Source organism: Enterobacter cloacae complex sp. P42RS (assembly GCF_014930595.1).
GTDB classification, from domain to species: domain Bacteria; phylum Pseudomonadota; class Gammaproteobacteria; order Enterobacterales; family Enterobacteriaceae; genus Enterobacter; species Enterobacter bugandensis.
In genome coordinates this window covers 77,435-100,834 of record NZ_JADBRK010000016.1, presented here as the reverse complement: position 1 = coordinate 100,834, position 23,400 = coordinate 77,435, and the positions used below count along the sequence as shown (strand labels likewise).

The 23,400-nt window shown below is 55.9% G+C and carries 27 protein-coding genes and 1 pseudogene; 18 read left to right on the top strand and 10 right to left on the bottom strand.

The window, feature by feature from the left end:
* Positions 1-144: 144 nt before the first annotated feature.
* The 3 genes from yedD to fliE form a co-directional block, all read right to left on the bottom strand.
* Positions 145-558, bottom strand: coding sequence for a lipoprotein YedD (gene yedD, locus IM314_RS17455; protein ID WP_045260349.1), 414 nt, complete (start codon positions 556-558; stop codon positions 145-147).
* Between the two features lie 154 nt (positions 559-712).
* Positions 713-1,225 (bottom strand): DUF4823 domain-containing protein, encoded by a 513-nt coding sequence (locus tag IM314_RS17450; RefSeq protein WP_193358737.1) that lies wholly within the window; start codon positions 1,223-1,225, stop codon positions 713-715.
* Between the two features lie 242 nt (positions 1,226-1,467).
* Positions 1,468-1,782, bottom strand: a complete 315-nt coding sequence (gene fliE, locus IM314_RS17445; protein WP_013097729.1) for a flagellar hook-basal body complex protein FliE — start codon at positions 1,780-1,782, stop codon at positions 1,468-1,470.
* A gap of 228 nt (positions 1,783-2,010) precedes the next feature.
* Here fliE and fliF point away from each other — a divergent pair, with 228 nt between their 5' ends.
* From fliF to rcsA, 14 genes and pseudogenes are all read left to right on the top strand, one after another.
* Positions 2,011-3,690: a flagellar basal-body MS-ring/collar protein FliF gene (fliF, locus tag IM314_RS17440; RefSeq protein ID WP_193358738.1), complete on the top strand. Its 1,680-nt coding sequence runs from the start codon at positions 2,011-2,013 to the stop codon at positions 3,688-3,690.
* Positions 3,683-4,681, top strand: coding sequence for a flagellar motor switch protein FliG (gene fliG / locus IM314_RS17435; protein WP_014832476.1), 999 nt, complete (start codon positions 3,683-3,685; stop codon positions 4,679-4,681). The genes fliF and fliG overlap by 8 nt, the downstream gene beginning before the upstream one ends.
* Positions 4,674-5,381, top strand: a complete 708-nt coding sequence (fliH, locus tag IM314_RS17430; RefSeq protein ID WP_193358739.1) for a flagellar assembly protein FliH — start codon at positions 4,674-4,676, stop codon at positions 5,379-5,381. The genes fliG and fliH overlap by 8 nt, the downstream gene beginning before the upstream one ends.
* Entirely contained in the window at positions 5,381-6,751 is a 1,371-nt protein-coding gene (fliI, locus tag IM314_RS17425; protein ID WP_023330814.1) for a flagellar protein export ATPase FliI, read from the top strand. Before fliH ends, fliI begins: the two co-directional genes overlap by 1 nt.
* Before the next feature lie 21 nt (positions 6,752-6,772).
* Complete coding sequence (fliJ, locus tag IM314_RS17420) at positions 6,773-7,216, top strand: flagellar export protein FliJ (RefSeq protein ID WP_006811155.1); 444 nt, start codon at positions 6,773-6,775, stop codon at positions 7,214-7,216.
* The gene (gene fliK / locus IM314_RS17415; RefSeq protein ID WP_193358740.1) at positions 7,213-8,445 is read left to right on the top strand and encodes a flagellar hook length control protein FliK; all 1,233 of its coding nucleotides are present in this window, start codon (positions 7,213-7,215) and stop codon (positions 8,443-8,445) included. Before fliJ ends, fliK begins: the two co-directional genes overlap by 4 nt.
* A 106-nt stretch (positions 8,446-8,551) precedes the next feature.
* A complete protein-coding gene (gene fliL / locus IM314_RS17410; protein WP_021241388.1) occupies positions 8,552-9,022 on the top strand; it encodes a flagellar basal body-associated protein FliL in 471 nt (156 codons plus the stop codon).
* 4 nt (positions 9,023-9,026) lie between these two features.
* On the top strand, positions 9,027-10,031 hold the full coding sequence (gene fliM / locus IM314_RS17405; RefSeq protein ID WP_028013703.1) for a flagellar motor switch protein FliM: 1,005 nt from the start codon (positions 9,027-9,029) through the stop codon (positions 10,029-10,031).
* The gene (fliN, locus tag IM314_RS17400) at positions 10,028-10,441 is read left to right on the top strand and encodes a flagellar motor switch protein FliN (RefSeq protein WP_003859592.1); all 414 of its coding nucleotides are present in this window, start codon (positions 10,028-10,030) and stop codon (positions 10,439-10,441) included. Before fliM ends, fliN begins: the two co-directional genes overlap by 4 nt.
* 2 nt (positions 10,442-10,443) lie before the next feature.
* Positions 10,444-10,818: a flagellar biosynthetic protein FliO gene (fliO, locus tag IM314_RS17395; protein WP_045260352.1), complete on the top strand. Its 375-nt coding sequence runs from the start codon at positions 10,444-10,446 to the stop codon at positions 10,816-10,818.
* Positions 10,818-11,555 (top strand): flagellar type III secretion system pore protein FliP, encoded by a 738-nt coding sequence (fliP, locus tag IM314_RS17390; protein WP_193358741.1) that lies wholly within the window; start codon positions 10,818-10,820, stop codon positions 11,553-11,555. The genes fliO and fliP overlap by 1 nt, the downstream gene beginning before the upstream one ends.
* Before the next feature lie 9 nt (positions 11,556-11,564).
* Entirely contained in the window at positions 11,565-11,834 is a 270-nt protein-coding gene (gene fliQ, locus IM314_RS17385) for a flagellar biosynthesis protein FliQ (RefSeq protein WP_008500315.1), read from the top strand.
* Between the two features lie 7 nt (positions 11,835-11,841).
* Positions 11,842-12,634, top strand: a pseudogene (fliR, locus tag IM314_RS17380) (flagellar biosynthetic protein FliR); the annotation flags it as partial.
* A gap of 287 nt (positions 12,635-12,921) precedes the next feature.
* On the top strand, positions 12,922-13,545 hold the full coding sequence (rcsA, locus tag IM314_RS17375; RefSeq protein ID WP_013097740.1) for a transcriptional regulator RcsA: 624 nt from the start codon (positions 12,922-12,924) through the stop codon (positions 13,543-13,545).
* A gap of 102 nt (positions 13,546-13,647) precedes the next feature.
* Here rcsA and dsrB read toward each other — a convergent pair whose 3' ends face one another.
* Positions 13,648-13,836: a protein DsrB gene (gene dsrB / locus IM314_RS17370; protein ID WP_013097741.1), complete on the bottom strand. Its 189-nt coding sequence runs from the start codon at positions 13,834-13,836 to the stop codon at positions 13,648-13,650.
* A 128-nt stretch (positions 13,837-13,964) separates the two neighbouring features.
* Here dsrB and yodD point away from each other — a divergent pair, with 128 nt between their 5' ends.
* Together yodD and IM314_RS17360 are read left to right on the top strand one after the other, a co-directional pair.
* Positions 13,965-14,192, top strand: a complete 228-nt coding sequence (yodD, locus tag IM314_RS17365; protein ID WP_028013707.1) for a YodD family peroxide/acid resistance protein — start codon at positions 13,965-13,967, stop codon at positions 14,190-14,192.
* Between the two features lie 300 nt (positions 14,193-14,492).
* The gene (locus tag IM314_RS17360; protein ID WP_045631638.1) at positions 14,493-15,293 is read left to right on the top strand and encodes a mannosyl-3-phosphoglycerate phosphatase-related protein; all 801 of its coding nucleotides are present in this window, start codon (positions 14,493-14,495) and stop codon (positions 15,291-15,293) included.
* Here IM314_RS17360 and dgcQ read toward each other — a convergent pair.
* From dgcQ to IM314_RS17345, 3 genes are all read right to left on the bottom strand, one after another.
* A complete protein-coding gene (dgcQ, locus tag IM314_RS17355) occupies positions 15,278-16,978 on the bottom strand; it encodes a cellulose biosynthesis regulator diguanylate cyclase DgcQ (protein ID WP_193358742.1) in 1,701 nt (566 codons plus the stop codon). The genes IM314_RS17360 and dgcQ overlap by 16 nt on opposite strands.
* Positions 16,979-17,051: 73 nt before the next feature.
* On the bottom strand, positions 17,052-17,234 hold the full coding sequence (locus IM314_RS17350) for a YodC family protein (RefSeq protein ID WP_028013710.1): 183 nt from the start codon (positions 17,232-17,234) through the stop codon (positions 17,052-17,054).
* A 78-nt stretch (positions 17,235-17,312) separates the two neighbouring features.
* Entirely contained in the window at positions 17,313-18,227 is a 915-nt protein-coding gene (locus tag IM314_RS17345) for a DUF808 domain-containing protein (RefSeq protein ID WP_169804339.1), read from the bottom strand.
* Positions 18,228-18,401: 174 nt separating this feature from the next.
* On the opposite strand from IM314_RS17345, the gene yedA reads away from it, so the two are divergent.
* On the top strand, positions 18,402-19,316 hold the full coding sequence (gene yedA, locus IM314_RS17340) for a drug/metabolite exporter YedA (RefSeq protein ID WP_028013712.1): 915 nt from the start codon (positions 18,402-18,404) through the stop codon (positions 19,314-19,316).
* Here the strand turns inward: yedA and IM314_RS17335 are convergent.
* From IM314_RS17335 to IM314_RS17325, 3 genes are all read right to left on the bottom strand, one after another.
* On the bottom strand, positions 19,288-19,779 hold the full coding sequence (locus tag IM314_RS17335; RefSeq protein ID WP_193358743.1) for a very short patch repair endonuclease: 492 nt from the start codon (positions 19,777-19,779) through the stop codon (positions 19,288-19,290). The genes yedA and IM314_RS17335 overlap by 29 nt on opposite strands.
* Positions 19,760-21,175, bottom strand: a complete 1,416-nt coding sequence (locus IM314_RS17330) for a DNA cytosine methyltransferase (protein WP_041909349.1) — start codon at positions 21,173-21,175, stop codon at positions 19,760-19,762. Before IM314_RS17330 ends, IM314_RS17335 begins: the two co-directional genes overlap by 20 nt.
* Positions 21,176-21,236: 61 nt before the next feature.
* Positions 21,237-21,938: a phosphohydrolase gene (locus tag IM314_RS17325; RefSeq protein ID WP_193358833.1), complete on the bottom strand. Its 702-nt coding sequence runs from the start codon at positions 21,936-21,938 to the stop codon at positions 21,237-21,239.
* 285 nt (positions 21,939-22,223) lie between these two features.
* Between IM314_RS17325 and ompC the strand changes: the two genes are divergently transcribed.
* Positions 22,224-23,390: a porin OmpC gene (gene ompC / locus IM314_RS17320; RefSeq protein ID WP_047362895.1), complete on the top strand. Its 1,167-nt coding sequence runs from the start codon at positions 22,224-22,226 to the stop codon at positions 23,388-23,390.
* Positions 23,391-23,400: the final 10 nt, after the last annotated feature.

Genomic DNA, 23,400 nt, shown 5'->3' with positions numbered 1-23,400 from the left:
CGATGGTGCGGGACAATAAAAAATGGGCGGCAGCTTAGTCGTCAGATGTTGACTTTAAACACAGCTGCTCACCCCGTCCCTCTCCCACAGGGAGAGGGCGCAAACACCAAAAACGGCAACGAGGTTGCCGTTTTGCTTTTACCCTTAGGGCAGTTTACTCTCCAGCGGATTCTTGCTCAGGTAATCCGCACATTCCACCGTTGGGCGGTCAACCTTCTGCAGCTCCATCCCGTCATATTCAAGCGTAGCGCCGTCGCGATCCAGCGGATAGATATCCAGCTTGCGTGTGACGTTGTAATAGCTGTCTGAACGCAGCATGATCTTACCCGGTACGGCAATCACGCGCTGCCACTGGCGGCAGTCCAGCGTATCGCCCTCTTCCGTCACCACCAGTGTGGCAATCGCTTCAGGGCTGACCAGACTGCTCTGCGGCCCTTTCGACTGCCAGTATCCCGCCAGGTTCGCCGGGACGGGATGCTTGATCACGTCATTATAGTTATCGACCTGAACGCACCCGGTCAGTGCCAGCAGCGCGCCAGCAATTGCTATTTTTTTCATCATCTTTCCTGCATTCGAAGAAAAAAATATTGTGGCATTAAAGCGCTGAGGCTGCCAGCGAAGATCGAGGGGGCTTAAACACAAGAAGGACAGGTTTACTGAAATCTGATAAAACCCCGTTTACACGGGGTTTTGTATGACAGCATGTTGGAAATTAATACAGACTCGAGATAAACGCGCTTACAGGTTCTGGTAACAAATCCTGTGGGTGATCGCCACCGAAGGTAGCCCACTTGCTTTTGCCATTGATAATTGTTGATGCAATACGACTATTGGATTCACTATTATATACAGTGATTTTCACTTCAATCTTGTCTGGAATGCCGGACCACTCAGTTGCACGATCTTCCCAGTGCAATATCTGTGGGACCACATAATAACCGCGGCTAAGTGTATGGCGGCTTTTGAGACAGGCAAGATCATCACAGTCGGCAAAAACTGTCACATTATCTGAATATCGCAAAAATGCAGCTTTTACAGCGTCTGCCGTAGCTTTGCCAGACCCCGAATAAGTGTGTGTTTCATATACACCGTCAGTTGGCTGAGAGATCGCAACTGGGGAATCTTTTAACAGGGGCTCTGTACGCTCCTGAATATTATTTGTGCTGTATTTGGCGGAACAACCTGCCAGTAAAATTGCAGAAAAAAACAGAAACAAACTTTTCACTTTTCTATCCCTGTAAAATAAAGGAGTTACATTTTATCAGGCCAGCCCAAGTGAAACATATGTTTGCATCATGAAGACGTGACAAAACTGGTGAAATGCGTCGAGGAGGCACAGTTCTGGAAGGCGAAATTGACCGTATGAGACGCCTGTCCAGAACGAAATGTAATTAGCTTTGTCCCACCCATGTCCCATAACATGTCTGAGAGCAATCATTAACTATAAATTTCATCAGGTTTGATTGCTTAAACCTGCATCCCCATCACTTCCTGATACGCCGACACCAGCTTATTACGCACCTGGATCCCCATCTGCAGGGAAACCGAGGCTTTTTGCAAATCGGTCATCACATCATTGAGCGCCACGCCCGGCTCGCCGAGGGTGAACTTCTCCGCCTGCGTACGCGCAGCGGTCTGGGTATCGCTGATACGGTCAAGAGCGGCATGCAGTTGCCCCGCAAAGCTGATGGTCGGCTGCTGTTCTGCCACATTCTGATTACGGGCCGTCATCGCCGTTGCCTGCAACTGACTGATGACCCCTTCAATGCCCTGTATAGCCATGACTCTCCCCTGGATGGTTTTTTACGCGGTCAAGACTAACAGCTTGTCAATAAGATAATGGCGGTAAATAGCGTGAAAAAACCAGGTTATTTGACGCATAGAAAATCCGGAATCGTCAAATAATGGCAGGGCCATCAATATGGAACTTTTGTCGTGTTTGCCGACCCGGGAGTCAGTTTTGTTTCTCTACACGAATAACGTAAACCACCAGGATTTAAGAGGTGCGCAATGAGTGCAACAGCATCTACAGCGCCGCAGAATAAATCACTCGAGTGGATGAACCGCCTTCGCGCGAATCCTAAAATCCCGTTGATCGTGGCAGGCGCTGCCGCAATTGCGATCCTTGTAGCGATGGTCCTGTGGGCGAAAAGCCCTGATTACCGCACGCTCTACGGCAACCTTTCCGATCAGGATGGCGGCGCCATCGTCACCCAGCTTACCCAGATGAACATCCCGTATCGCTTTGCCGATAATGGCGGTGCGCTTGAGGTACCGGCGGATAAAGTGCACGAGCTGCGTCTGCGCCTGGCACAGCAGGGCCTGCCAAAGGGAGGTGCGGTCGGCTTTGAGCTGCTGGACCAGGAAAAATTCGGCATCAGCCAGTTCAGCGAGCAGGTGAACTACCAGCGTGCGCTGGAAGGCGAGCTGGCCCGCACCATTGAAACGTTAGGCCCGGTAAAGAGTGCCCGCGTGCACCTGGCAATGCCTAAACCCTCTTTATTTGTTCGGGAACAGAAATCCCCTTCAGCTTCCGTTACCGTAAACCTCGAGCCCGGCCGCGCGCTGGACGAAGGGCAAATCAGCGCGGTAACGCATCTCGTCTCCAGCGCCGTCGCCGGCCTGCCGCCGGGTAACGTGACGCTGGTGGATCAAAGCGGACACCTGCTGACGCAATCCAATACCGCCGGGCGTGACCTGAACGATGCGCAGCTGAAATACGCCGCCGACGTTGAAAACCGTCTCCAGCGCCGTATCGAAGCGATCCTCGGCCCGGTGGTGGGCAACAGCAACGTGCACGCCCAGGTGACCGCGCAGATTGACTTCTCTAATAAAGAACAAACCGAAGAGCAATACAGCCCGAACGGCGATGCGGCTCAGGCGGTCATGCGTTCACGCCAGATAAACTCCAGCGAACAGATCGGCGGGGCCTATCCTGGCGGCGTGCCGGGCGCGCTCTCTAACCAGCCAGCGCCGGCAAACGCGGCGCCGATTTCCACGCCGCCGGCCAACCAGCAGAACGGTCAGCAAAATAATCAGCAGACCACCTCAACGACCAATAACGCCGGTCCGCGCTCCAGCAGCCGTAACGAAACCACGAACTATGAAGTGGACCGGACGATCCGCCACACTAAGCTGAACGTGGGCGATATTCAGCGTCTTTCCGTTGCGGTGGTGGTGAACTACAAAACCCTGCCGGACGGCAAACCGTTGCCGTTGACCGCCGAGCAGATGAAGCAGATTGAAAACCTGACCCGCGAAGCGATGGGCTACTCCGAGAAGCGCGGCGATACCCTCAACGTGGTGAACTCTCCGTTTAACTCGGTTGAAGAGACCGGCGGTGAACTGCCGTTCTGGCAACAGCAGGCGTTTATCGACCAGCTGATGTCCGCAGGCCGCTGGCTGCTGGTGCTGATTGTCGCGTGGCTGCTGTGGCGTAAGGGTGTTCGTCCTCAGCTCCAGCGTCGTGCGGAAGCCGAAAAAGCGGCGCGCGAGCAGATGAATACGCGTCAGGAAACGGAAGAAGCGGTTGAAGTTAGCCTCAGCAAAGATGAACAGATGCAGCAGCGTCGTGCTAACCAGCGCATGGGCGCTGAGGTGATGAGCCAGCGCATTCGCGAAATGTCAGATAACGATCCGCGCGTCGTGGCGCTGGTCATCCGCCAGTGGATGGGTAACGAACATGAGTAATACGCTTACGGGCACCGATAAAAGCGTCATCCTGCTGATGACCATTGGCGAAGATCGCGCGGCAGAGGTGTTTAAACACCTCTCCCAGCGAGAAGTGCAAATTCTCAGTGCGGCGATGGCCAACGTGCGTCAAATCTCCAACAAACAGCTGACCGAAGTGCTGTCAGAGTTTGAACAGGAAGCCGAACAGTTTGCCGCGCTGAACGTTAACGCCAACGACTACCTGCGCTCCGTGCTGGTCAAGGCGCTGGGTGAAGAGCGTGCCGCCAGCCTGCTGGAAGACATTCTGGAAACCCGCGATACCGCCAGCGGTATCGAAACGCTCAACTTTATGGAGCCGCAGAGTGCCGCCGACCTGATTCGCGACGAGCACCCGCAGATTATCGCCACCATCCTGGTTCACCTCAAACGTGGTCAGGCGGCCGATATTCTGGCCCTGTTCGAAGAGCGCCTGCGTCACGACGTGATGCTGCGTATCGCCACCTTCGGCGGCGTCCAGCCGGCCGCGCTGGCGGAGCTGACCGAAGTGCTAAACAACCTGCTCGACGGCCAGAACCTCAAGCGCAGCAAAATGGGCGGCGTGAGAACGGCGGCGGAAATTATCAACCTGATGAAAACGCAGCAGGAAGAAGCCGTCATTTCGGCGGTTCGCGAATTCGACGGCGAGCTGGCGCAGAAAATCATCGACGAGATGTTCCTGTTCGAAAACCTCGTCGAAGTGGACGACCGCAGCATCCAGCGCCTGCTCCAGGAAGTGGATTCCGAGTCGCTGCTTATCGCCCTCAAAGGCGCCGAACAGCCGCTGCGCGAGAAGTTCCTGCGCAACATGTCCCAGCGTGCGGCCGATATCCTGCGCGACGACCTTGCCAACCGCGGCCCGGTTCGTCTGTCTCAGGTGGAAAACGAACAGAAAGCCATCCTGCTTATTGTTCGTCGTCTGGCGGAAACCGGCGAGATGGTGATTGGCAGCGGAGACGACACCTATGTCTAATGAGCTGTCGTGGAAGCGCTGGACGCCGGACGATCTGGCCCCTCCCCTTGCCGAATTCACGCCTGCGGTGGTCTCGCCCGCAGAGCCCGACGCGGACGTTGAACAGCCCGAGCTGAGCGAAGAGGGGCAGCAAGCGCAGATGCTGGCGCAGCTGCAAATGCAGGCGCACGAGCAGGGCTATAACGCCGGTCTGAACGAAGGCCGCCAGAAGGGGCACGATCTGGGGTACCAGGAAGGCCTGGCGAAAGGGTTAGAGCACGGCATCGATCAGGCGCGCCAGCAGCAGGCACCGATCCATGCCCGCATGCAGCAGCTGGTCAGCGAGTTCCAGCACACGCTGGACGCGCTGGACAGCGTGATTGCCTCGCGTCTGATGCAGATGGCGCTGGAGGCGGCGCGTCAGGTTATCGGCCAGACGCCCGTGGTGGATAACACCGCGCTGATTAAACAAATTCAGGGTCTGCTTCAGCAGGAGCCGCTGTTCAGCGGCAAACCGCAGCTGCGCGTCCACCCGGACGATCTGCAGCGCGTTGAAGAGAGCCTGGGCGCAACGCTGAGCCTGCACGGCTGGCGTCTGCGCGGCGACCCATCCTTACACCACGGCGGATGCAAAGTCTCTGCCGATGAAGGCGACCTGGATGCCAGCGTCGCCACCCGCTGGCAGGAACTGTGTCGCCTGGCGGCACCGGGAGTCGTCTGATGACCGCACGCCTTACCCGCTGGCTCACCACGCTCGACAACTTTGAGACGAAGATGGCGCAACTGCCATCTGTTCGTCGTTATGGGCGACTGACGCGCGCCACCGGTCTGGTACTGGAGGCCACCGGCCTGCAGCTTCCCCTGGGTGCGACCTGCGTCATTGAGCGTCAGGATGGGCAGGAAACGCGTGAAGTGGAAAGCGAAGTGGTCGGGTTTAACGGCCAGCGCCTGTTCCTGATGCCGCTTGAAGAGGTGGAAGGCATTCTGCCCGGCGCGCGCGTATACGCGAAAAACATCAGCGGCGACGGGCTGCAAAGCGGGAAACAGCTGCCGCTTGGCCCTGCCCTGCTCGGCCGCGTGCTGGACGGCAGCGGGAAGCCGCTGGATGGCCTGCCCGCGCCGGACACCACCGAAACCGGCGCGCTGATTACCCAGCCGTTCAACCCCCTGCAGCGTACCCCTATTGAGCACGTGCTGGATACCGGCGTGCGTCCGATTAACGCCCTCCTCACCGTAGGACGCGGACAGCGCATGGGCCTGTTCGCCGGTTCCGGCGTCGGGAAATCCGTCCTGCTCGGCATGATGGCGCGCTATACCCAGGCCGACGTGATTGTCGTGGGGCTGATCGGCGAGCGTGGTCGCGAAGTAAAAGACTTTATTGAAAACATTCTGGGTGCGGAAGGCCGCGCCCGCTCGGTGGTGATCGCTGCGCCGGCGGACGTGTCGCCGCTGCTGCGTATGCAGGGTGCCGCCTACGCCACCCGTATCGCCGAAGATTTTCGTGACCGCGGCAAGCACGTGCTTCTGATCATGGACTCCCTCACCCGCTACGCGATGGCTCAGCGTGAAATCGCGCTGGCCATCGGCGAGCCGCCGGCCACCAAAGGCTATCCGCCTTCGGTCTTCGCCAAACTTCCGGCGCTGGTAGAGCGTGCGGGGAACGGCATCAGCGGCGGCGGCTCCATCACCGCGTTCTATACGGTGCTGACCGAGGGCGACGACCAGCAGGACCCGATTGCCGACTCCGCGCGCGCGATCCTGGACGGCCATATCGTGCTGTCGCGCCGCCTGGCCGAAGCCGGGCACTACCCGGCGATTGATATTGAAGCGTCCATCAGCCGTGCGATGACGGCATTGATTACCGAGAAGCACTACGCCCGCGTGCGTAACTTCAAACAACTGCTTTCCAGCTTCCAGCGCAACCGCGATCTGGTCAGCGTGGGGGCGTATGCCAAAGGCAGCGACCCGATGCTCGACAAGGCGATTAGCCTGTGGCCGCAGCTGGAGGCGTTTTTACAACAGGGCATTTTTGAGCGTGCCGACTGGGAAGATTCAATCCAGGCGCTGGAGCTGATTTTCCCGCAGGTGTAACACAGGTGGAGGGCGAAGGTCATGGCGCAAAACAGCGCGTTATCAACGCTGAAAGATCTGGCTGAAAAAGAAGTTGATGATGCCGCATTGCAGCTTGGCGCAATGCGACGCGGGTGCCAGCAGGCTGAAGAACAGTTGAAGATGTTAATCGACTATCAGCATGAATATCGCACCAACCTCAATACCGATATGACGCAGGGCATTGGCAGCCAGCGCTGGATTAACTATCAGCAGTTTATCCAGACGCTCGAGAAGGCGATAGAGCAGCACCGCCAGCAGCTAAACCAGTGGACCCAAAAAGTCGATACCGCGCTGAATTTCTGGCGCGAGAAAAAACAGCGGCTGCAGGCCTGGCAGACCTTACAGGACCGGCAGATAGCAGCCTCGACCCTGGCGGAAAACCGCCTGGATCAGAAGAAAATGGATGAGTTTGCCCAGCGCGCATCAATGAGGAAACCGGAATGATCACACTGCAACAACTGCTGATGAGCGACAGCGACCCGTCAGGCGGGATGCAAACAGGGAAAGGCTCCGAGGGGGCACAGGACTTTCTCTCCCTGCTGGCGGGCGCCCTGACGGACGCAACGGGCAAGGGCAACGATGCGCCGCTCACCCTGGCGGATCTGAAAGCCGCCGGCAGCAAGCTGTCGAAAGTCGCGCAGGATGCCAAAGGCGATACCGCTCTGCAGGCCAAAATTGCCGACCTGCTCTCGCGTCAGCCTGCGCTGAATGGCGTTGAAACGTCGGAGTCTGCGCCGCTTGAAACGTTGGTCTCCGGGCTGGTGCCGCTGTCAAAGGGCGACGCGCTGAAGACGCTCACTGCGGCCAACGGTAAAGATGACGCTAAAACCGAGCTGAGCGAAGAAGAGCTGGCGGGGCTAAGCGCGCTGATGGCGATGCTGCCGCACCAGCAGACGACCGTCTCTCGTGCGGCAGGCAGCGACGGCGTTCACGCCACCTCGGCGCTGAGTTCAGCAACGCTTTCGCAAAACGGTGCGGGACAGCCGCCGTCCCTGAACGCGCCTGCGGGAAGCCATGATAAAGCGCAGCTTTCTGCGTCCTATCAGAGCCAGGCGAAGAACATCGGTCCGGATCTCGCCGCCAACGCGCCAGCCACACCGGTCGTGGCCGCAGCCGCTGAGAAGCAGGACTTCGCCAGCGCCTCCTCGTCATCTTCGCCGACCGCTACCCTGGCGCCGATTATCTCCAGCCATGCGGCCAGCCAGCCTGCCGCTACCGTTGCCACCGCCCCGGTGCTAAGCCAGCCTCTGGGCACACATGAATGGCAGCAGTCCCTGAGCCAGCACATCACCCTGTTCACTAAGCAGGGCCAGCAGACGGCGGAGCTGCGCCTGCACCCGGAAGATCTGGGCCAGGTGCAAATCTCGCTGAAGCTGGACGATAACCAGGCACAGCTGCAGATGGTCTCTGCGCACAGTCACGTGCGCGCGGCGCTGGAAGCCGCGCTGCCGGTCCTGCGGACCTCGCTGGCGGAAAACGGCATTCAGCTTTCTCAAAGCAGCGTCAGCAGCGAGAGCTTTGCCGGGCAACAACAGTCTTCATCCCAGCAGCACCATGCTTCACGCCCGGGCCAGCACGGCGGTTTTAATGAAGAGAGCGATGAGCTCCTGCCGACCCCTGCCGCCCTGCAATCCGCGGCGCGCGGTAACGGTGCCGTAGACATCTTCGCCTAAACGCCAGAGGTAGCGTGATTATCCCCGTCTTTTCCACGCTTTGACGACGGCAGGACACGGGATAATCACCTTATTAAGCTGTACCGAAACAGGAAGCTCGTATCAGATGACAGACTCCGCTATCACCAAAAAAAGCAAGCGTTCCATCTGGATCCCGCTGCTGGTGTTGATCACGCTCGCCGCCTGCGCTACCGCGGGCTATAGTTACTGGCGTATGCAGCAGGAACCTTCAACCGCTGCGGCCAAAGCCGAACCAGCCCCACCGCCGGCGCCGGTCTTTTTCCCTCTGGACACCTTCACCGTTAACCTCGGTGATGCGGATCGCGTGCTGTATGTCGGTATTACGCTGCGCCTGAAGGACGAAGCAACCCGCGCGCGCCTGAACGATTATCTGCCGGAAGTGCGTAGCCGCCTTCTCCTGCTGTTTTCTCGTCAGGACGCCTCCGCGCTGGCTACCGACGTGGGTAAGCAAAAGCTGGTCGACGCCATCAAGCAGACGCTGGCCACCCCGCTGGTAAACGGTCAACCTAAGCAGGAAGTCACTGACGTTCTGTACACAGCCTTTATTCTGCGGTAACGACATGGGCGACAGTATTCTTTCTCAGGCAGAAATCGACGCGCTGCTTAACGGCGACAGCGATAAGAGTGACGACCCGCAACCGGGTCTCACCGGTGACGATAATATTCGTCCTTACGATCCCAATACCCAGCGTCGCGTGGTACGTGAACGTCTGCAGGCGCTGGAGATCATTAACGAACGTTTTGCACGTCAGTTCCGTATGGGGCTGTTTAACCTGCTACGTCGTAGCCCGGATATCACGGTCGGTGCGATCCGCATCCAGCCGTATCATGAGTTTGCCCGCAACCTGCCGGTGCCAACCAACCTTAACCTGATTCATCTGAAGCCGCTGCGCGGCACCGGTCTGGTGGTGTTTTCCCCAAGCCTGGTGTTCATCGCGGTGGATAACCTGTTCGGCGGCGACGGGCGTTTTCCGACCAAAGTGGAAGGTCGTGAATTTACCCACACCGAGCAGCGCGTCATTAACCGCATGCTGAAGCTGGCGCTGGAATCCTACAGCGACGCGTGGAAAGCGATTAACCCGCTGGAAGTGGAGTACGTCCGTTCTGAGATGCAGGTGAAATTTACCAATATCACCACCTCCCCGAACGATATCGTCGTCAATACGCCGTTCCACGTGGAGATCGGTAACCTGACCGGTGAGTTCAACATCTGCCTGCCGTTCAGCATGATTGAACCGCTGCGCGAGCTGCTGGTTAACCCGCCGCTGGAGAACTCACGCAACGAAGATCAGAACTGGCGTGAAAACCTGGTGCGCCAGGTGCAGCACTCGCAGCTGGAGCTGGTGGCGAACTTCGCCGACATTTCGATGCGGTTATCCCAGATCCTGAAATTACAACCCGGCGACGTTTTGCCGATAGACAAACCCGACCGCATTATTGCCCACGTAGATGGTGTCCCCGTACTTACAAGCCAGTACGGCACGATTAACGGTCAGTATGCGTTACGCGTTGAGCACTTGATCAACCCGATTTTGAATTCGCTGAATGAGGAACAGCCCAAATGAGTGACATGAACAATCCGTCCGATGAAAACAGCGGAGCACTGGACGATCTGTGGGCTGACGCGTTAAACGAGCAAAAAACGACTCCGACAAAAAGCGCGGCGGACGCGGTATTCCAGCAGTTAGGCGGCGGCGACGTCAGCGGCACGCTGCAGGACATCGACCTGATTATGGACATCCCGGTTAAGCTGACCGTTGAACTGGGACGCACCCGGATGACCATTAAAGAGCTGCTGCGCCTCACGCAGGGTTCAGTTGTGGCCCTTGACGGCCTGGCCGGCGAGCCGCTGGATATTCTGATCAACGGTTATCTGATTGCCCAGGGTGAAGTGGTGGTGGTTGCCGATAAATACGGCGTGCGCATCACCGACATCATCACCCCGTCTGAACGCATGCGTCGTCTGAGCCGTTAAGCATGAAAACCCAGGCAACAATATCACAGCCTTCCGCCGTTCCCGGCTCCCCGCTGCTCCAGGTGAGCGGGGCGCTGTTCGGTATTATTGCCTTTATTCTTATCGCCGCCTGGCTGGCAAAGCGTTTTGGCCTGGCGGGTAAAACTGCCGGCACCCGCGGCCTGAAGGTCAGCGCCAGCACGACGCTTGGGCCGCGCGAACGCGTGGTCATCGTCGATGTGGAAGATGCGCGTCTGGTTCTGGGCGTAACCGGCTCAAACATCAACGTATTACATAAACTGCCGCCCGCCCCGGTCACGGTGGACGAGCGCGCACAAGCCCCTGCGGATTTTCAGTCCGTCATGAAGAGTTTGCTTAAGCGTTCCGGGAGAACCTGATGCGCCGTTTGTTATCCCTGACGCTTGCGGGCGTTGGCCTGTTTGCTCCTGCGGTTTATGCGCAGCTGCCCGGTCTGGTTTCCACGCCGATTGCGGGTGGCGGCCAGAGCTGGTCGCTCCCGGTTCAGACGCTGGTCTTCATCACCTCGCTGACCTTTATTCCGGCCATTCTGCTGATGATGACCAGCTTTACCCGCATCATCATCGTTTTTGGTCTGCTGCGAAACGCGCTGGGCACCCCTTCGGCGCCGCCAAACCAGGTTCTGCTCGGGCTGGCGCTGTTTTTGACCTTTTTCATCATGTCGCCGGTGATCGATAAGATTTATACCGACGCCTACCAGCCGTTCAGCGAAGACAAAATTTCGATGCAGGAGGCGCTGGATAAAGGCGCGCAGCCGCTGCGAGAATTTATGCTGCGCCAGACGCGCGAGGCGGACCTGGCCCTCTTCGCCCGCCTGTCCAACACCGGCGAGCTGCAGGGCCCGGAAGCGGTACCGATGCGCATTCTGCTGCCGGCCTATGTCACCAGCGAGCTGAAAACCGCGTTCCAGATTGGCTTTACCATCTTTATCCCGTTCCTGATTATCGACCTGGTGATCGCCAGCGTCCTGATGGCGCTCGGGATGATGATGGTACCGCCCGCCACCATTGCCCTGCCCTTTAAGATCATGCTTTTTGTGCTGGTCGACGGCTGGCAGCTGCTGGTCAGCTCGCTGGCGCAAAGTTTTTACAGTTAAGGAACGGTAATGACACCCGAATCGGTCATGATGATGGGCACGGAAGCGATGAAAATCGCCATTGCCGTTGCCGCGCCGCTGCTGCTTGTCGCGCTGGTTACCGGCCTGATTATCAGTATTCTTCAGGCCGCCACGCAGATTAACGAAATGACGCTGTCGTTCATCCCGAAAATCATCGCCGTATTTGTGGCGATTATCGTGGCCGGACCGTGGATGCTGAACCTGCTGCTGGACTATATGCGCAACCTGTTTACCAATCTGCCGTACATCATCGGCTGACCTGACGATGTTGCACTTCACCAGCGACCAGTGGGTTCAGTGGCTCGGCGTCTATTTCTGGCCGATGCTGCGCATTCTGGCGCTGATCTCCACCGCCCCCATTCTCAGCGAGAAATCGATCCCCAAGCGCGTTAAGGTGGGGCTGGGCATTATCATCACCATTATCGTCGCCCCTTCCCTGCCACCCGTGAATATTCCCATCTTCTCGGTTAACGCAATATGGGTCGCTTTACAGCAGGTGATGATTGGCGTCGCCGTGGGCTTTACCATGCAGCTCGCCTTCGCCGCCGTGCGCACGGCCGGTGAGTTGATTGGCCTGCAAATGGGATTATCGTTCGCCACGTTTGTCGATCCCGGCAGCCATCTCAACATGCCGGTGCTGGCGCGCATCATCGATCTGCTCGCGATGCTGCTGTTTCTGTCGCTCAACGGTCATCTGTGGCTCATCTCCATGCTGGTGGATACTTTCCATACGCTGCCGATCGGTGATAACCCGGTCAACAGCAATGCCTTCCTCGCGCTGACCCGCGCGGCGGGGCTGATCTTCCTCAACGGTCTGATGCTGGCTCTGCCGATCATCACGCTGCTGCTCACCGTCAACCTGGCATTAGGCTTGCTGAACAGAATGGCTCCGCAGCTCTCGGTGTTTGTGATTGGTTTTCCGCTAACGTTGACGGTCGGAATTTTATTAATGTCATTACTGATGCCCCTTATCGCCCCCTTCTGTGAACATTTATTCGGCGAGATATTCAATCTGTTAGCGGATATTGTCAGCGAATTGCCACGTAAATAATAGTCCTCACGATCGCTATTGTCTTTCTGAGGATATTCCTAAAATAAAACGCGAAAAACATCTTCCAGGATATATCTGACGCGGTTTAAATGTTTCTAACCACCTCACAATACTTAATATTTACTTTACTTTAAGAAGATTCCTGGCAAATTATACGTAACTTTACGGGATAGTGAGTCCGCCTGAAAGTCTTTGTCATGCTCACAGGTTTATTATTTTTTTCCATCCCGTATGGCTGTTTTGAGCTCTCAGGCAGATGGTGAATTATCGTTACGCATTGAGTGAGGGTATGCCATGTCAACGATCATTATGGATTTATGCAGCTACACCCGGCTAGGGTTAACCGGGTACCTGGCAAGCAGAGGGGTAAGAAAGAGAGACATCAACGATGCACACACCGTTGAAGAACTCGCAGCCGCTTGTGACGAACTCAAACCAGGCGTGGTGTTTATTAATGAGGACTGTTTCATTCACGATCCAGCCAACAGTCAGCACATTAAGCAAATCATTAATCAGCATCCAAAAACCCTGTTTATTGTTTTTATGGCGATCGCGAATATCCATTTCGATGAGTATTTGTTGGTCCGTAAAAATTTATTGATCAGTTCTAAGTCGATTAAACCCGAGTCGCTGGATGACATTCTGGGTGATTATTTGAATAAAGAAGTTAAAAATGTAGGAGCGGTTAACTTACCCACCCTTTCATTAAGCAGGACTGAATCAAGTATGCTGCGAATGTGGATGGCTGGACAAGGAACTATTCAGATCTCTGACCAGATGAATATTAAAGCGAAAACCGTTTCGTCACACAAAGGAAATATTAAAAGGAAAATTAAAACGCATAATAAGCAAGTGATCTATCACGTGGTACGTCTGACCGATAATGTGACGAACGGGATTTTCGTCAACATGCGTTAGTGGCTTAAACCCCTTTGCACCCTACCTTTGATCTCTGGCCTGGCCAGAGATTTTTGCTTTTGCGGACGTGGTCGGGCACGCGCAATGCTACCCGACGCCGTACTACTCCGCTTTCTCAACAAAAATGCCGTCCGGATGCCCCAGTTCGTTAAAAAACCAGATACCGAGCGGGTAGTCTTCCAGTGAGACCAGGTACATTGTGCCTTCACTAAACTCTTCAATTGCCAGCACCACCCCCGGGCGGCGCGGCCCACCGTCCGTTTTAACGGTTACCCGATCGTTGACCTTCATACATTCCTCCTCTGGTTTTGAGCCAGTGTAGAACAAAACGCAAAAACACACATCGCCGCACGGCGTGAATGGCGTTTTTATACACAGTCTATACTTACCGTGGACACGGTTTAATGAGGAGCCCCGTAATGAAGACCGATAAAGAGTACAGCGACACCATCAAACGCGAGGTCGAGGTGGATGTCGATGCCCTGCTGGCCGCCATCAATGAGATCAGTGAGTCAGAAGTCCGCCGCACGAACGATGGTTCGGACCACGTCATTGTAAACGGGAGGGATTATCACACCTACCGCGAGCTGGCGGAGGCCTTCGAGCTGGATATTCATGACTTTAGCGTGTCTGAAGCAAATCGTTAACACGAAAAAAATCCCGGTCATGGGGATGGCCGGGATCAAAACTTGCTTATGCAAGAAGCACTTGAAAATTCGTTACACCAGGAAATCTGATGTATAAACAACACTATCCCCAACGATTTTGCATGACAAGCATATATTCTTACGGTGAATATAATATTTTTAACATAATCGTTTTGGTTATGAGCAACAACATACGCCGAATGCGGGTTTGGCTGGATCGGTTCTCCTCAATTCGGTTTGAGCCCAGATATATTTTAGGATTATTCTTAGATTAAGGTTCATTCGTTTTCGGGAGTTATTATGCTTTCACTCCGGGGTCCCCTGCTGATTTTTTCCGATCTGGATGGATCGCTGCTGGATATTCATACCTATGAGTGGCAGCCCGCGATGCCATGGCTGGATAAACTGCAGGATAACCAGGTACCGGTGATTCTTTGCAGCAGCAAGAGCGCGGCAGAGATGCTGGATATTCAGCAGGATCTGGGTCTGGAAGGGTTACCGTTTATCGCTGAGAACGGCGCGGTGATTCAGCCTGACGTGCGCTGGGAAATGGGTCAGCGCCACATCAACGGCATGACGCACCGGGAGATTCGTCCGCTTATTGAGCAAATCCGCCAGCAGGCGGGCTTCAAATTCACCACCTTTGACGACGTGGACGAACGCGTCATTAGCGAATGGACGGGGGTGACCCGCTACCGGGCGGCGCTTGCCCGCAAGCATGACGCCTCCGTCACGCTCATCTGGCGTGATTCCGACGAAGCCATGGCCCGGTTTGAAGCGGCGCTGGCGCAACGCGGGCTGAAATGCCTGCAGGGTGCCCGTTTCTGGCATATTCTCGATGCCGGCTGCGGTAAGGACGTTGCGGCTAACTGGCTAATCGCGCAGTACCGTGAACGGGAAAATATTGAACCCACGACCCTGGGGCTCGGCGATGGGCCGAATGACGCGCCGCTGCTGGACAGCGTGGACTTCGCGGTGGTGATTAAGGGGATAAACCGGCAGGGTATTACGTTACGGGACGATAACCCCCGCCGGGTTTATCACACCCGGCAGGCGGGACCGCTCGGCTGGCAGGAGGGGCTGGATCACTTTTTGTCATGATCGTGCCAGACAACCCGGTTACGTCCGTCCTGTTTAGCTTTATATAACCGGGCATCCGCGACGGACTGCAGCTGTTCGAAATCGTAATTTTCGTTTTCCCGAGCGCTGCTGACGCCGAGTGACGCGCTGATGCGCAGGGTCGTACTCTTCTTCACCAGAATTTCCTTGCTGTTGATTCGGCAGCGAATACGCTCCGCGACGCCTCTCGCCTCCTCAAGACCGAGCCCCGGAAGGACGATACAAAACTCTTCCCCGCCCACGCGTCCTGCCACGTCGTTTTTACGCAAGGCGCTGGAAATCAGCCCTGCAGAGTGGGAAAGCACCTTATCACCGGCCTGGTGACCGAACCGATCGTTGACGCTTTTAAAATGGTCGAGGTCTAACTGAATGACCGAGAACGGCAACGACTGTTGATGACACTTCTTCGCCAGCAGTTTCGCGCGTTCGAACAGCGCGCCGCGATTATTCAGGCGGGTTAGCGGGTCGTGCCAGGCCTGCCACTTGAGCGAGTGCTGCAGCGTATACATATTGCTGACCATCCGGCGGATCACCAGCCACGAAATCAGCAGCATCGCGGTAAAAAGCGCCCACAGTAATGCCAGTACGATACTGATGCTGCCGAAGTCGCCCTGTACCCCTTCCTGCAGAGTATGGACACGCAAAACCAGGCCATCAAAATGATCGAGCCGCTGCCAACTGATGAAACGGCTGCCGAGGCGGATGCCACCGCCAGTATCGTGCTCGATCGCCTGCGCTATCTGCGCGAGTTCGCGTTCATCGAAATGGTTCACCTGTTTATCTGTCTTTTCAGAGGAGGCAATCATATTGAGCCGGGAGTCGTACAGCTGATACTCCCCCTCCGTACGGTCGTCCGTCGCCTCTGCCAACAGGCGTTGCATCGTATTCAGCGAAAAATCCATCGCCACCACGCCATACCAGTAGTGATTGAAATAAATGGGGACGCTGGCAGTGATCGTTCGCTCGTCACCAGTCCAGGATGACGGCGTGGAGATAAACCAGCGCACCGCGCGGGAGCGATTGTTACGTTCCGACTGCTGGGTAAACCAGGACTGCGTGACCAGTTGATAATAGCGGGGGATAATATCGCTCGCCTCTGTTAGCGTGTCCGTCGAAAGATAAAACCCGGCGCGTGAAACGTAGATCACCCGAGATTCACTATGCCTGCTCGACGTCGCCAGCCTAAGCAGATAACCCACCTCAAGCGCGGCTGAAATTTCATTGCTGATGCGTTCAGCGTCCCGGTTCAGAATCGACGTTTTTTCAACAAACGCATCCGAGACGCCGTTAATCGGAAGTGTGCGATTTTTGTCAACGAGGAGCTGCCAGGTGGGACGCATGCGTAATGCGTTAAAGTGCGATACTGCATCGTGCAAAACATTGAAGGCCAGCGGCGTCTGTAGCGCATCGCGCATGCTCTGGCGAAATAACAGCATTTTATCCACGCTGTACTGCAGCTGCCTGTCCAGCGAGCTGGCCACGGTTTCCAGGTGGTTGCGCTGGCTGGAGATATACGCCTCTTCGAGGACCACCACTTCACGCCAGGTCAGGAGGGTTGAAAATACCAGAACAGTGATAAAACAGAGGTTAACAATCAAACCCGGATTGCTACGCTTATGCAGCCATTGCAGAAAAGATCGTCTTACAACAAAGGTATCGCGCTGCACACACACTCCCTGATTACTACCTTACACCCGGTACTTCAGTTAAAAACGCCCGGCAAAGCCGGGCGTTATGTGATTAAGCCTGATCGTGCTTGCGCTGGCCGTCACCCGGCTGAAGCTCATCTTCACGAAAGGCTTCCTGCTTAATGCTGTAGCCATCATGCCACCGACATTCCACCATTCCGCTGGAATACCCGGTGACAATCATGCGCGGGCCGCCCTTCTTAGGCTTAACTTCATCACTGACCAAAAAGACCATACCTGCCTCCTGTATCAGGGTGAAACTGTTTCAATTTAGACGAGGAATGGTCTTTTTGCACCCTGCGACGGGTAACAATTAGTGCGCCGTACCGCGCATTTTTTCGATCAGTTTCACCGCCGCCACCACGATAGCGCCAACGATAAAGCCCAGCACCAGATTAAGCAGCGTGGGCAGAATCGCTGCCACCACGCTCCCCTGCGCCGAGGCGAAATGTTCGATGGCATGGTGCAGCGGCGCAATGCCGTGGACCACAATGCCGCCGCCCACGAGGAACATCGCCAGGGTACCCACCACGGACAAGCTCTTCATCAGCCACGGCGCCAGCGTCAGTAAGCCTTTACCGATACCTTTAGCCACCGCGCTGGATTTCTCCTCCAGCCAGTAACCGATATCATCCAGCTTCACGATCAGCCCGACCAGGCCGTAAACGCCCACCGTGACCAGAATGGCGATCCCGGAGAGGATCAACACCTGATTCAGCAGCGGCGCATCGGAGACGATGCCCAGCGTAATGGCGACAATTTCAGCCGACAGAATAAAGTCGGTGCGAATGGCGCCTTTGATTTTATCGCGCTCGAAAACTTTCGGATCCTGCGCGGCAAGCGCTTCAAGGCGCTGCTGGCGCGCCTCCGGGGTATCCTTCTGCTTGCGCGAGCTCAAAGAGTGCAGGACCTTCTCCACGCCTTCGAAACACAAGAATGCCCCGCCAATCATCAGCAGCGGCGTGATGGCCCAGGGAATGAATGCGCTGATCAGCAGCGCAAGCGGCACCAGGATAACTTTGTTCAGAAACGAGCCTTTTGCCACGCCCCACACCACCGGCAGCTCACGGTTAGCCCGTACCCCGCTTACCTGTTGGGCGTTAAGCGAGAGATCGTCCCCCAGCACCCCTGCGGTTTTCTTCGCCGCCAGTTTCCCCATCACGGAAATATCATCCAGTAAGGTGGCAATATCATCCAGCAATGTTAATAAGCTACTTCCTGCCAAAATGGTGATCCTTCTTTTTTGGTAATTAAGTGAATAGTATGGAGCAAAAGCGCAATCGCGGAAACAGGCAGCTTTCGTCAACAAAAAATTCACATCAACTACACAATTAAAGGGCTCGCCAGCGCGATAGTTTTCGCGTTTACTATCAGCGACCTTTTTATTTCGTCGTGAGGGATTATGCGTTTCCGGCAACTGCTTCCGCTTATCGGGGCACTTTTTTCGCTGTATATCATCTGGGGTTCAACCTATTTTGTCATTCGCATAGGCGTGGAAAGCTGGCCGCCGCTGATGATGGCGGGCATTCGCTTCCTCTCGGCGGGTGTGCTGCTACTGGCCTTCCTGCTGCTGCGCGGGCACAAGCTTCCACCGCTCCGCCCAATGCTGAACGCCGCCCTGATAGGCCTGCTGCTGCTGGCGGTCGGTAATGGCTTTGTGACCATTGCCGAGCACCAGAACGTACCGTCAGGGATCGCCGCCGTGGTCGTTGCCACCGTACCGCTGTTTACCCTCTGCTTCAGCCGTCTTTTCGGCATCCGCACCCGCAAGCTGGAGTGGCTGGGGATTGGCATCGGCCTTGCCGGCATTATTCTGCTTAACAGCGGCGGTAACCTGAGCGGGAATCCGTGGGGCGCAGTGATTATCCTTATCGGCTCGATGAGCTGGGCGTTTGGCTCCGTATACGGTTCGCGTATCGAACTGCCGACCGGCATGATGGCGGGGGCAATAGAGATGCTTGCGGCTGGGATTGTGCTGCTGCTGGCCTCAGCCCTGACGGGAGAGGAGCTGACGACCCTGCCGCCGTTGTCGGGCTTCCTGGCGGTAGGCTATCTGGCGCTGTTTGGCTCCATCATCGCCATCAACGCCTACATGTTCCTGATCCGTAACGTCTCACCGGCGGTCGCCACCAGCTATGCCTACGTCAACCCGGTCGTGGCCGTGCTGCTTGGCACCGGGCTAGGCGGTGAAACGCTCTCTCCGGTTGAGTGGTTAGCTTTAGGGGTGATTGTTTTTGCCGTCGTGCTGGTGACCTTAGGCAAATATTTGCTGCCGGCAAAGCCCGTGGTTACGCCTTGCGAGGTGGAGAAACCGTAAGCGCGTGGATCCCCTGGGTGTCGATCTGCGCGGCCTGGCCGCCGCCGCAGATCCACTCTTCCAGCCGTTCGCTCAGATCGGCATCGTTCAGCTTTAACCGTCCTCTCAGCGCACACTCCCAGACGATCAGCACTCTCCAGCCCTGCGCGACAAGCGTGGCGAGATCCCGCGCGTCGCGCTCAACGTTCTTACCAATCTTCTCCAGCCAGAAATCGGTGCGCGTCGCCGGGACTTTAAACAGGTAGCAGTCGTGATGATGCCAGAAACAGCCGTGGGTGAAGATAATGCACCGATACGCGTCGATGACGAAATCCGGGCGACCCGCAAGTGCGGGATCCTGCACGCGAAAGTCGAAGCCCACCTGCGTCAGAAGCCCGGCCAGACGCTTTTCAATCGCGGTGTCACGCGTGCCGATGGCACGCATGTTTTTGCTGCGCGTGGCCTTATCGTGAACGTCCGTCATTGACGGCCTCACCCTGGCGGAGCGCCACCGCCTGTCTGATGCGCGGGGCCAGCAGTTTTGCCACCGCCGCGAACGCGGGCACCACCACCGAGTTGCCAAACTGACGGTAAGCCTGGGTGTCCGAAACCGGAATACGAAAGCGGTAGCCCTGCGGCGTTTCAAAGCCCATCAACCGGGCGCACTCCCGCGGCGTGAGGCGCCGCGGACGGTGACGCTGGTTTTGCGGATCGTCGAAATCTTTCTCGCCCAGCGCTTTATCCCAGCCTCTGTCGATCAGGATTTCCGCGCCGTCTTTGTAGTAGCGAGCGGACAGCGTGCGGGTCACGCTGTGCGGATCGTTTGGGTTCACCATGCCAAACCCAAATCCGTTGCCTTTGGCCTGATGCTTTTTGGCATAGCGGTAGAGGTATTTCCACAGGATCGGGGTAAGGATAAATTTCGCGTCGACCACCGGCTCCAGCAGGTCGGCAATGGTTGGACGACGCTCGGGGTATAAGGAGGGAATATCCCGCAGGGTGAAATCCCCCTTCAGATTGAGATCGCGGCGGAAACCGACGAGCACAATGCGTTCGCGATGCTGGGGCAGGAAGTGTTTCCCGTCGATAATTTTCGGGTCATCCGCGCCCATGTCCTCGGAATCCGCCACGTCATAGCCCAGCTCGTCCAGCGTTTGCATGATAATGCGGAAGGTCTTTCCACCGTCATGGCTCTTTAAGTTCTTGACGTTTTCCAGCACGAATATGGCCGGGCGACGGGCGTCAATGATTCGGGCCACATCGAAAAACAGCGTTCCCTGCGTATCGCAGGCAAAACCGTGGGCACGCCCGAGGGCATTCTTTTTGGAGACGCCGGCCAGCGAGAAAGGCTGGCATGGGAAGCCCGCCAGCAGCACGTCATGCGCCGGAATCGTCTGGCGAATGTGCTCGGCGGCTTGTTCATCCGTGACGCCGCTTTTATGGCTCAGGGTAACGTCGCGGATATCGGCGTTGAAATGATGTTCGTGCGGATCGCAGTACCAGTTCGCTTTATAGGTGCGTACCGCATGTTTGTTCCACTCGCTGGTAAACACGCACTGACCGCCGATAGCTTCAAAGCCGTGCCGGATGCCACCGATGCCGGCAAACAGATCGATAAAGCGGAAGGCATAGTTCGGGTGCGCGGCAGACGGCCGCGGAAGCAGGTCTTGCAGATAACGAAACTCGCTTTCGCTCAGGCGGCGCCCTGCCCGATCGCTGGTCAGCAGTCGCTTAAGGATGGCCGGGCTCCAGTGGCTCTCGCCGTGCGCCACCAGCTGGTTTGCCAGCGTTTTAGCGTCATAAATATCCAGCAGCTGGCGCAGTAATGCCTGCACCGTTGCCGTTGACTTCTCAGCCTGCTCTGGCGCGGGCTCTGTCACTGATCGATTTTCCTGCATTCTTTTAACCGGGCAATAAAGACTGGAAACAGATTACCACAGTTCACTTTCGCAAACTGCGACGGAAGCGGTGTTGAATCTGGCTATCCAGCCCGATGCAGTCGCCCTGTAATTCGGCACTGAGTTTCGCCATAAACTGAATCAGAAAATCGGCGTTGTGCTGCGCGAGCTCGCGCCCGACGTCGGTTTGCATTGTATCAGGCAAGCGCAGCAGCTTGGTCTGAAAATGATCGAGCGCAAACGCCCGGTCATCAAGCGGGCGCGCGTCGGCAAACGGATCGTCCGCGTCAAAAAGCGGTACGCCCAGCGCGCCTGACACGGCAAACACGCGCGCCAGGCCAATCGCCCCCAGCGCCTCCAGACGATCTGCATCCTGGACAATTTTGGCCTCAATCGTGTACGGCGTCAGGCCGGCGCTGAAACTGTGCGCCTCGATGGCGTGCTCCACGGCGGCATAGCGATCGGACGGGAAGTCAGGGAAATCGCGGTGCAGAATGTCCCGCGTTTTGCGTGCAGCCAGACGCGACGACTGGCTGCGTTCAGGATGATTTTTCGGCAGGCTAACGATGTCGTGAAAATAGCAGGCGGTCAGGATCGTCAGCGGGTCGACGTGGTGATGAACCATGATTTTCTGCGCCGTCAGCCAGACGCGACGGAAGTGTGAAATATCGTGCGCGGTGTCGTCGGTCGCGTGATGTTCATCAAGCCAGGATTCAAAGCGCTGCTGCCACTGTATGAGTTCCATCATCCTTCCCTGTTACGAAAATGGGCACTGAATTATAACATAGCTAAATAAAATAAATTAAAAAATAGAACCCCGAAATACTTAATAATAATTACCCGCAATACTTTCAAGCGATTAATTCATTTGAAAAATAAAGAGATCTTTGGAAATATTTTGTAATATTTTCACTGGTTTAATTACATTTATTTTTGAACCAAATTTACTAGCCATAGAATAGTATCAGACACGTAATTACGGAGGGTGATTACATATATTCATATAAATTATCTTTAAAGGGAATATATAATGAAAAGAAAAGTTCTGGCAATTCTTGTACCCGCATTATTAATGGCTGGCGCGGCAAACGCGGCTGAAATGTATAACAAAGACGGCAATAAAGTTGACCTGTACGGCAAGGTCGACGCGCGTCATACCTTCTCCGACAACCCTGGCGACGACGGCGACGAAACCTACGTGCAGATTGGTTTCAAAGGCGAAACGCAGATTACACGCGATCTGGTCGGTTACGGTCAGTGGGAATATAAAACCTACGCAAATGATACCGAAAACGCCGGGGACACCTCTTTTAACCGTCTGGCCTATGCGGGCCTGAAATATGGCGAATACGGTTCATTTGATTATGGCCGTAATTACGGCGTCGTGTATGACGTTGAAGCCTGGACGGATATGCTGCCGGTATTTGGTGGTGATTCCTACACCTGGACTGACAACTATATGGTTGGCCGTACCAACGGTGTTGCGACCTACCGTAATAATGATTTCTTCGGTCTGGTTGATGGCCTGAACTTCGCGCTGCAGTATCAGGGTGCTAACGAAGGCGCAAACGCTAACGAAGATCAGGAAGGCACCAAAAACGGTCACGACGACGTACGCTTCCAGAACGGCGACGGCTTCGGTATGTCTACCACCTATGACTTCGACTTCGGCCTGACCCTGGGTGCGGCGTATTCTTCCTCTGACCGTACCAACGATCAGGTTGCTTATGGCGCGGGCAACTATAACCGCTTCAGCAAATACGCAGGCGGTGACCGTGCAGACGCATGGACCGTTGGCGCAAAATATGATGCTCAAGGCGTCTACCTGGCGATGATGTACGCGGAAACCCGCAACATGACGCCGTACGGCAGCGACGGCATCGCCAACAAAACGCAGAACTTTGAAGCCGTAGCGCAATACCAGTTTGACTTCGGTCTGCGTCCATCCCTGGCGTGGGTCTATTCCAAAGGCATCGATCTGGGCGGTAACGATTATCACCCACGCAATGGCTATGACTATGTAGACCAGGATCTGGTTAACTACATCGACCTGGGCATGACCTACAACTTCAACAAGAACTTCTCCACCTATGTTGATTATAAAATCAACCTGCTGGACGAAGATGACGCCTTCTACAATGACAACGGTATTGCAACCGATGACATTGTTGGCATCGGCATGATCTACCAGTTCTGATACCTGAAAA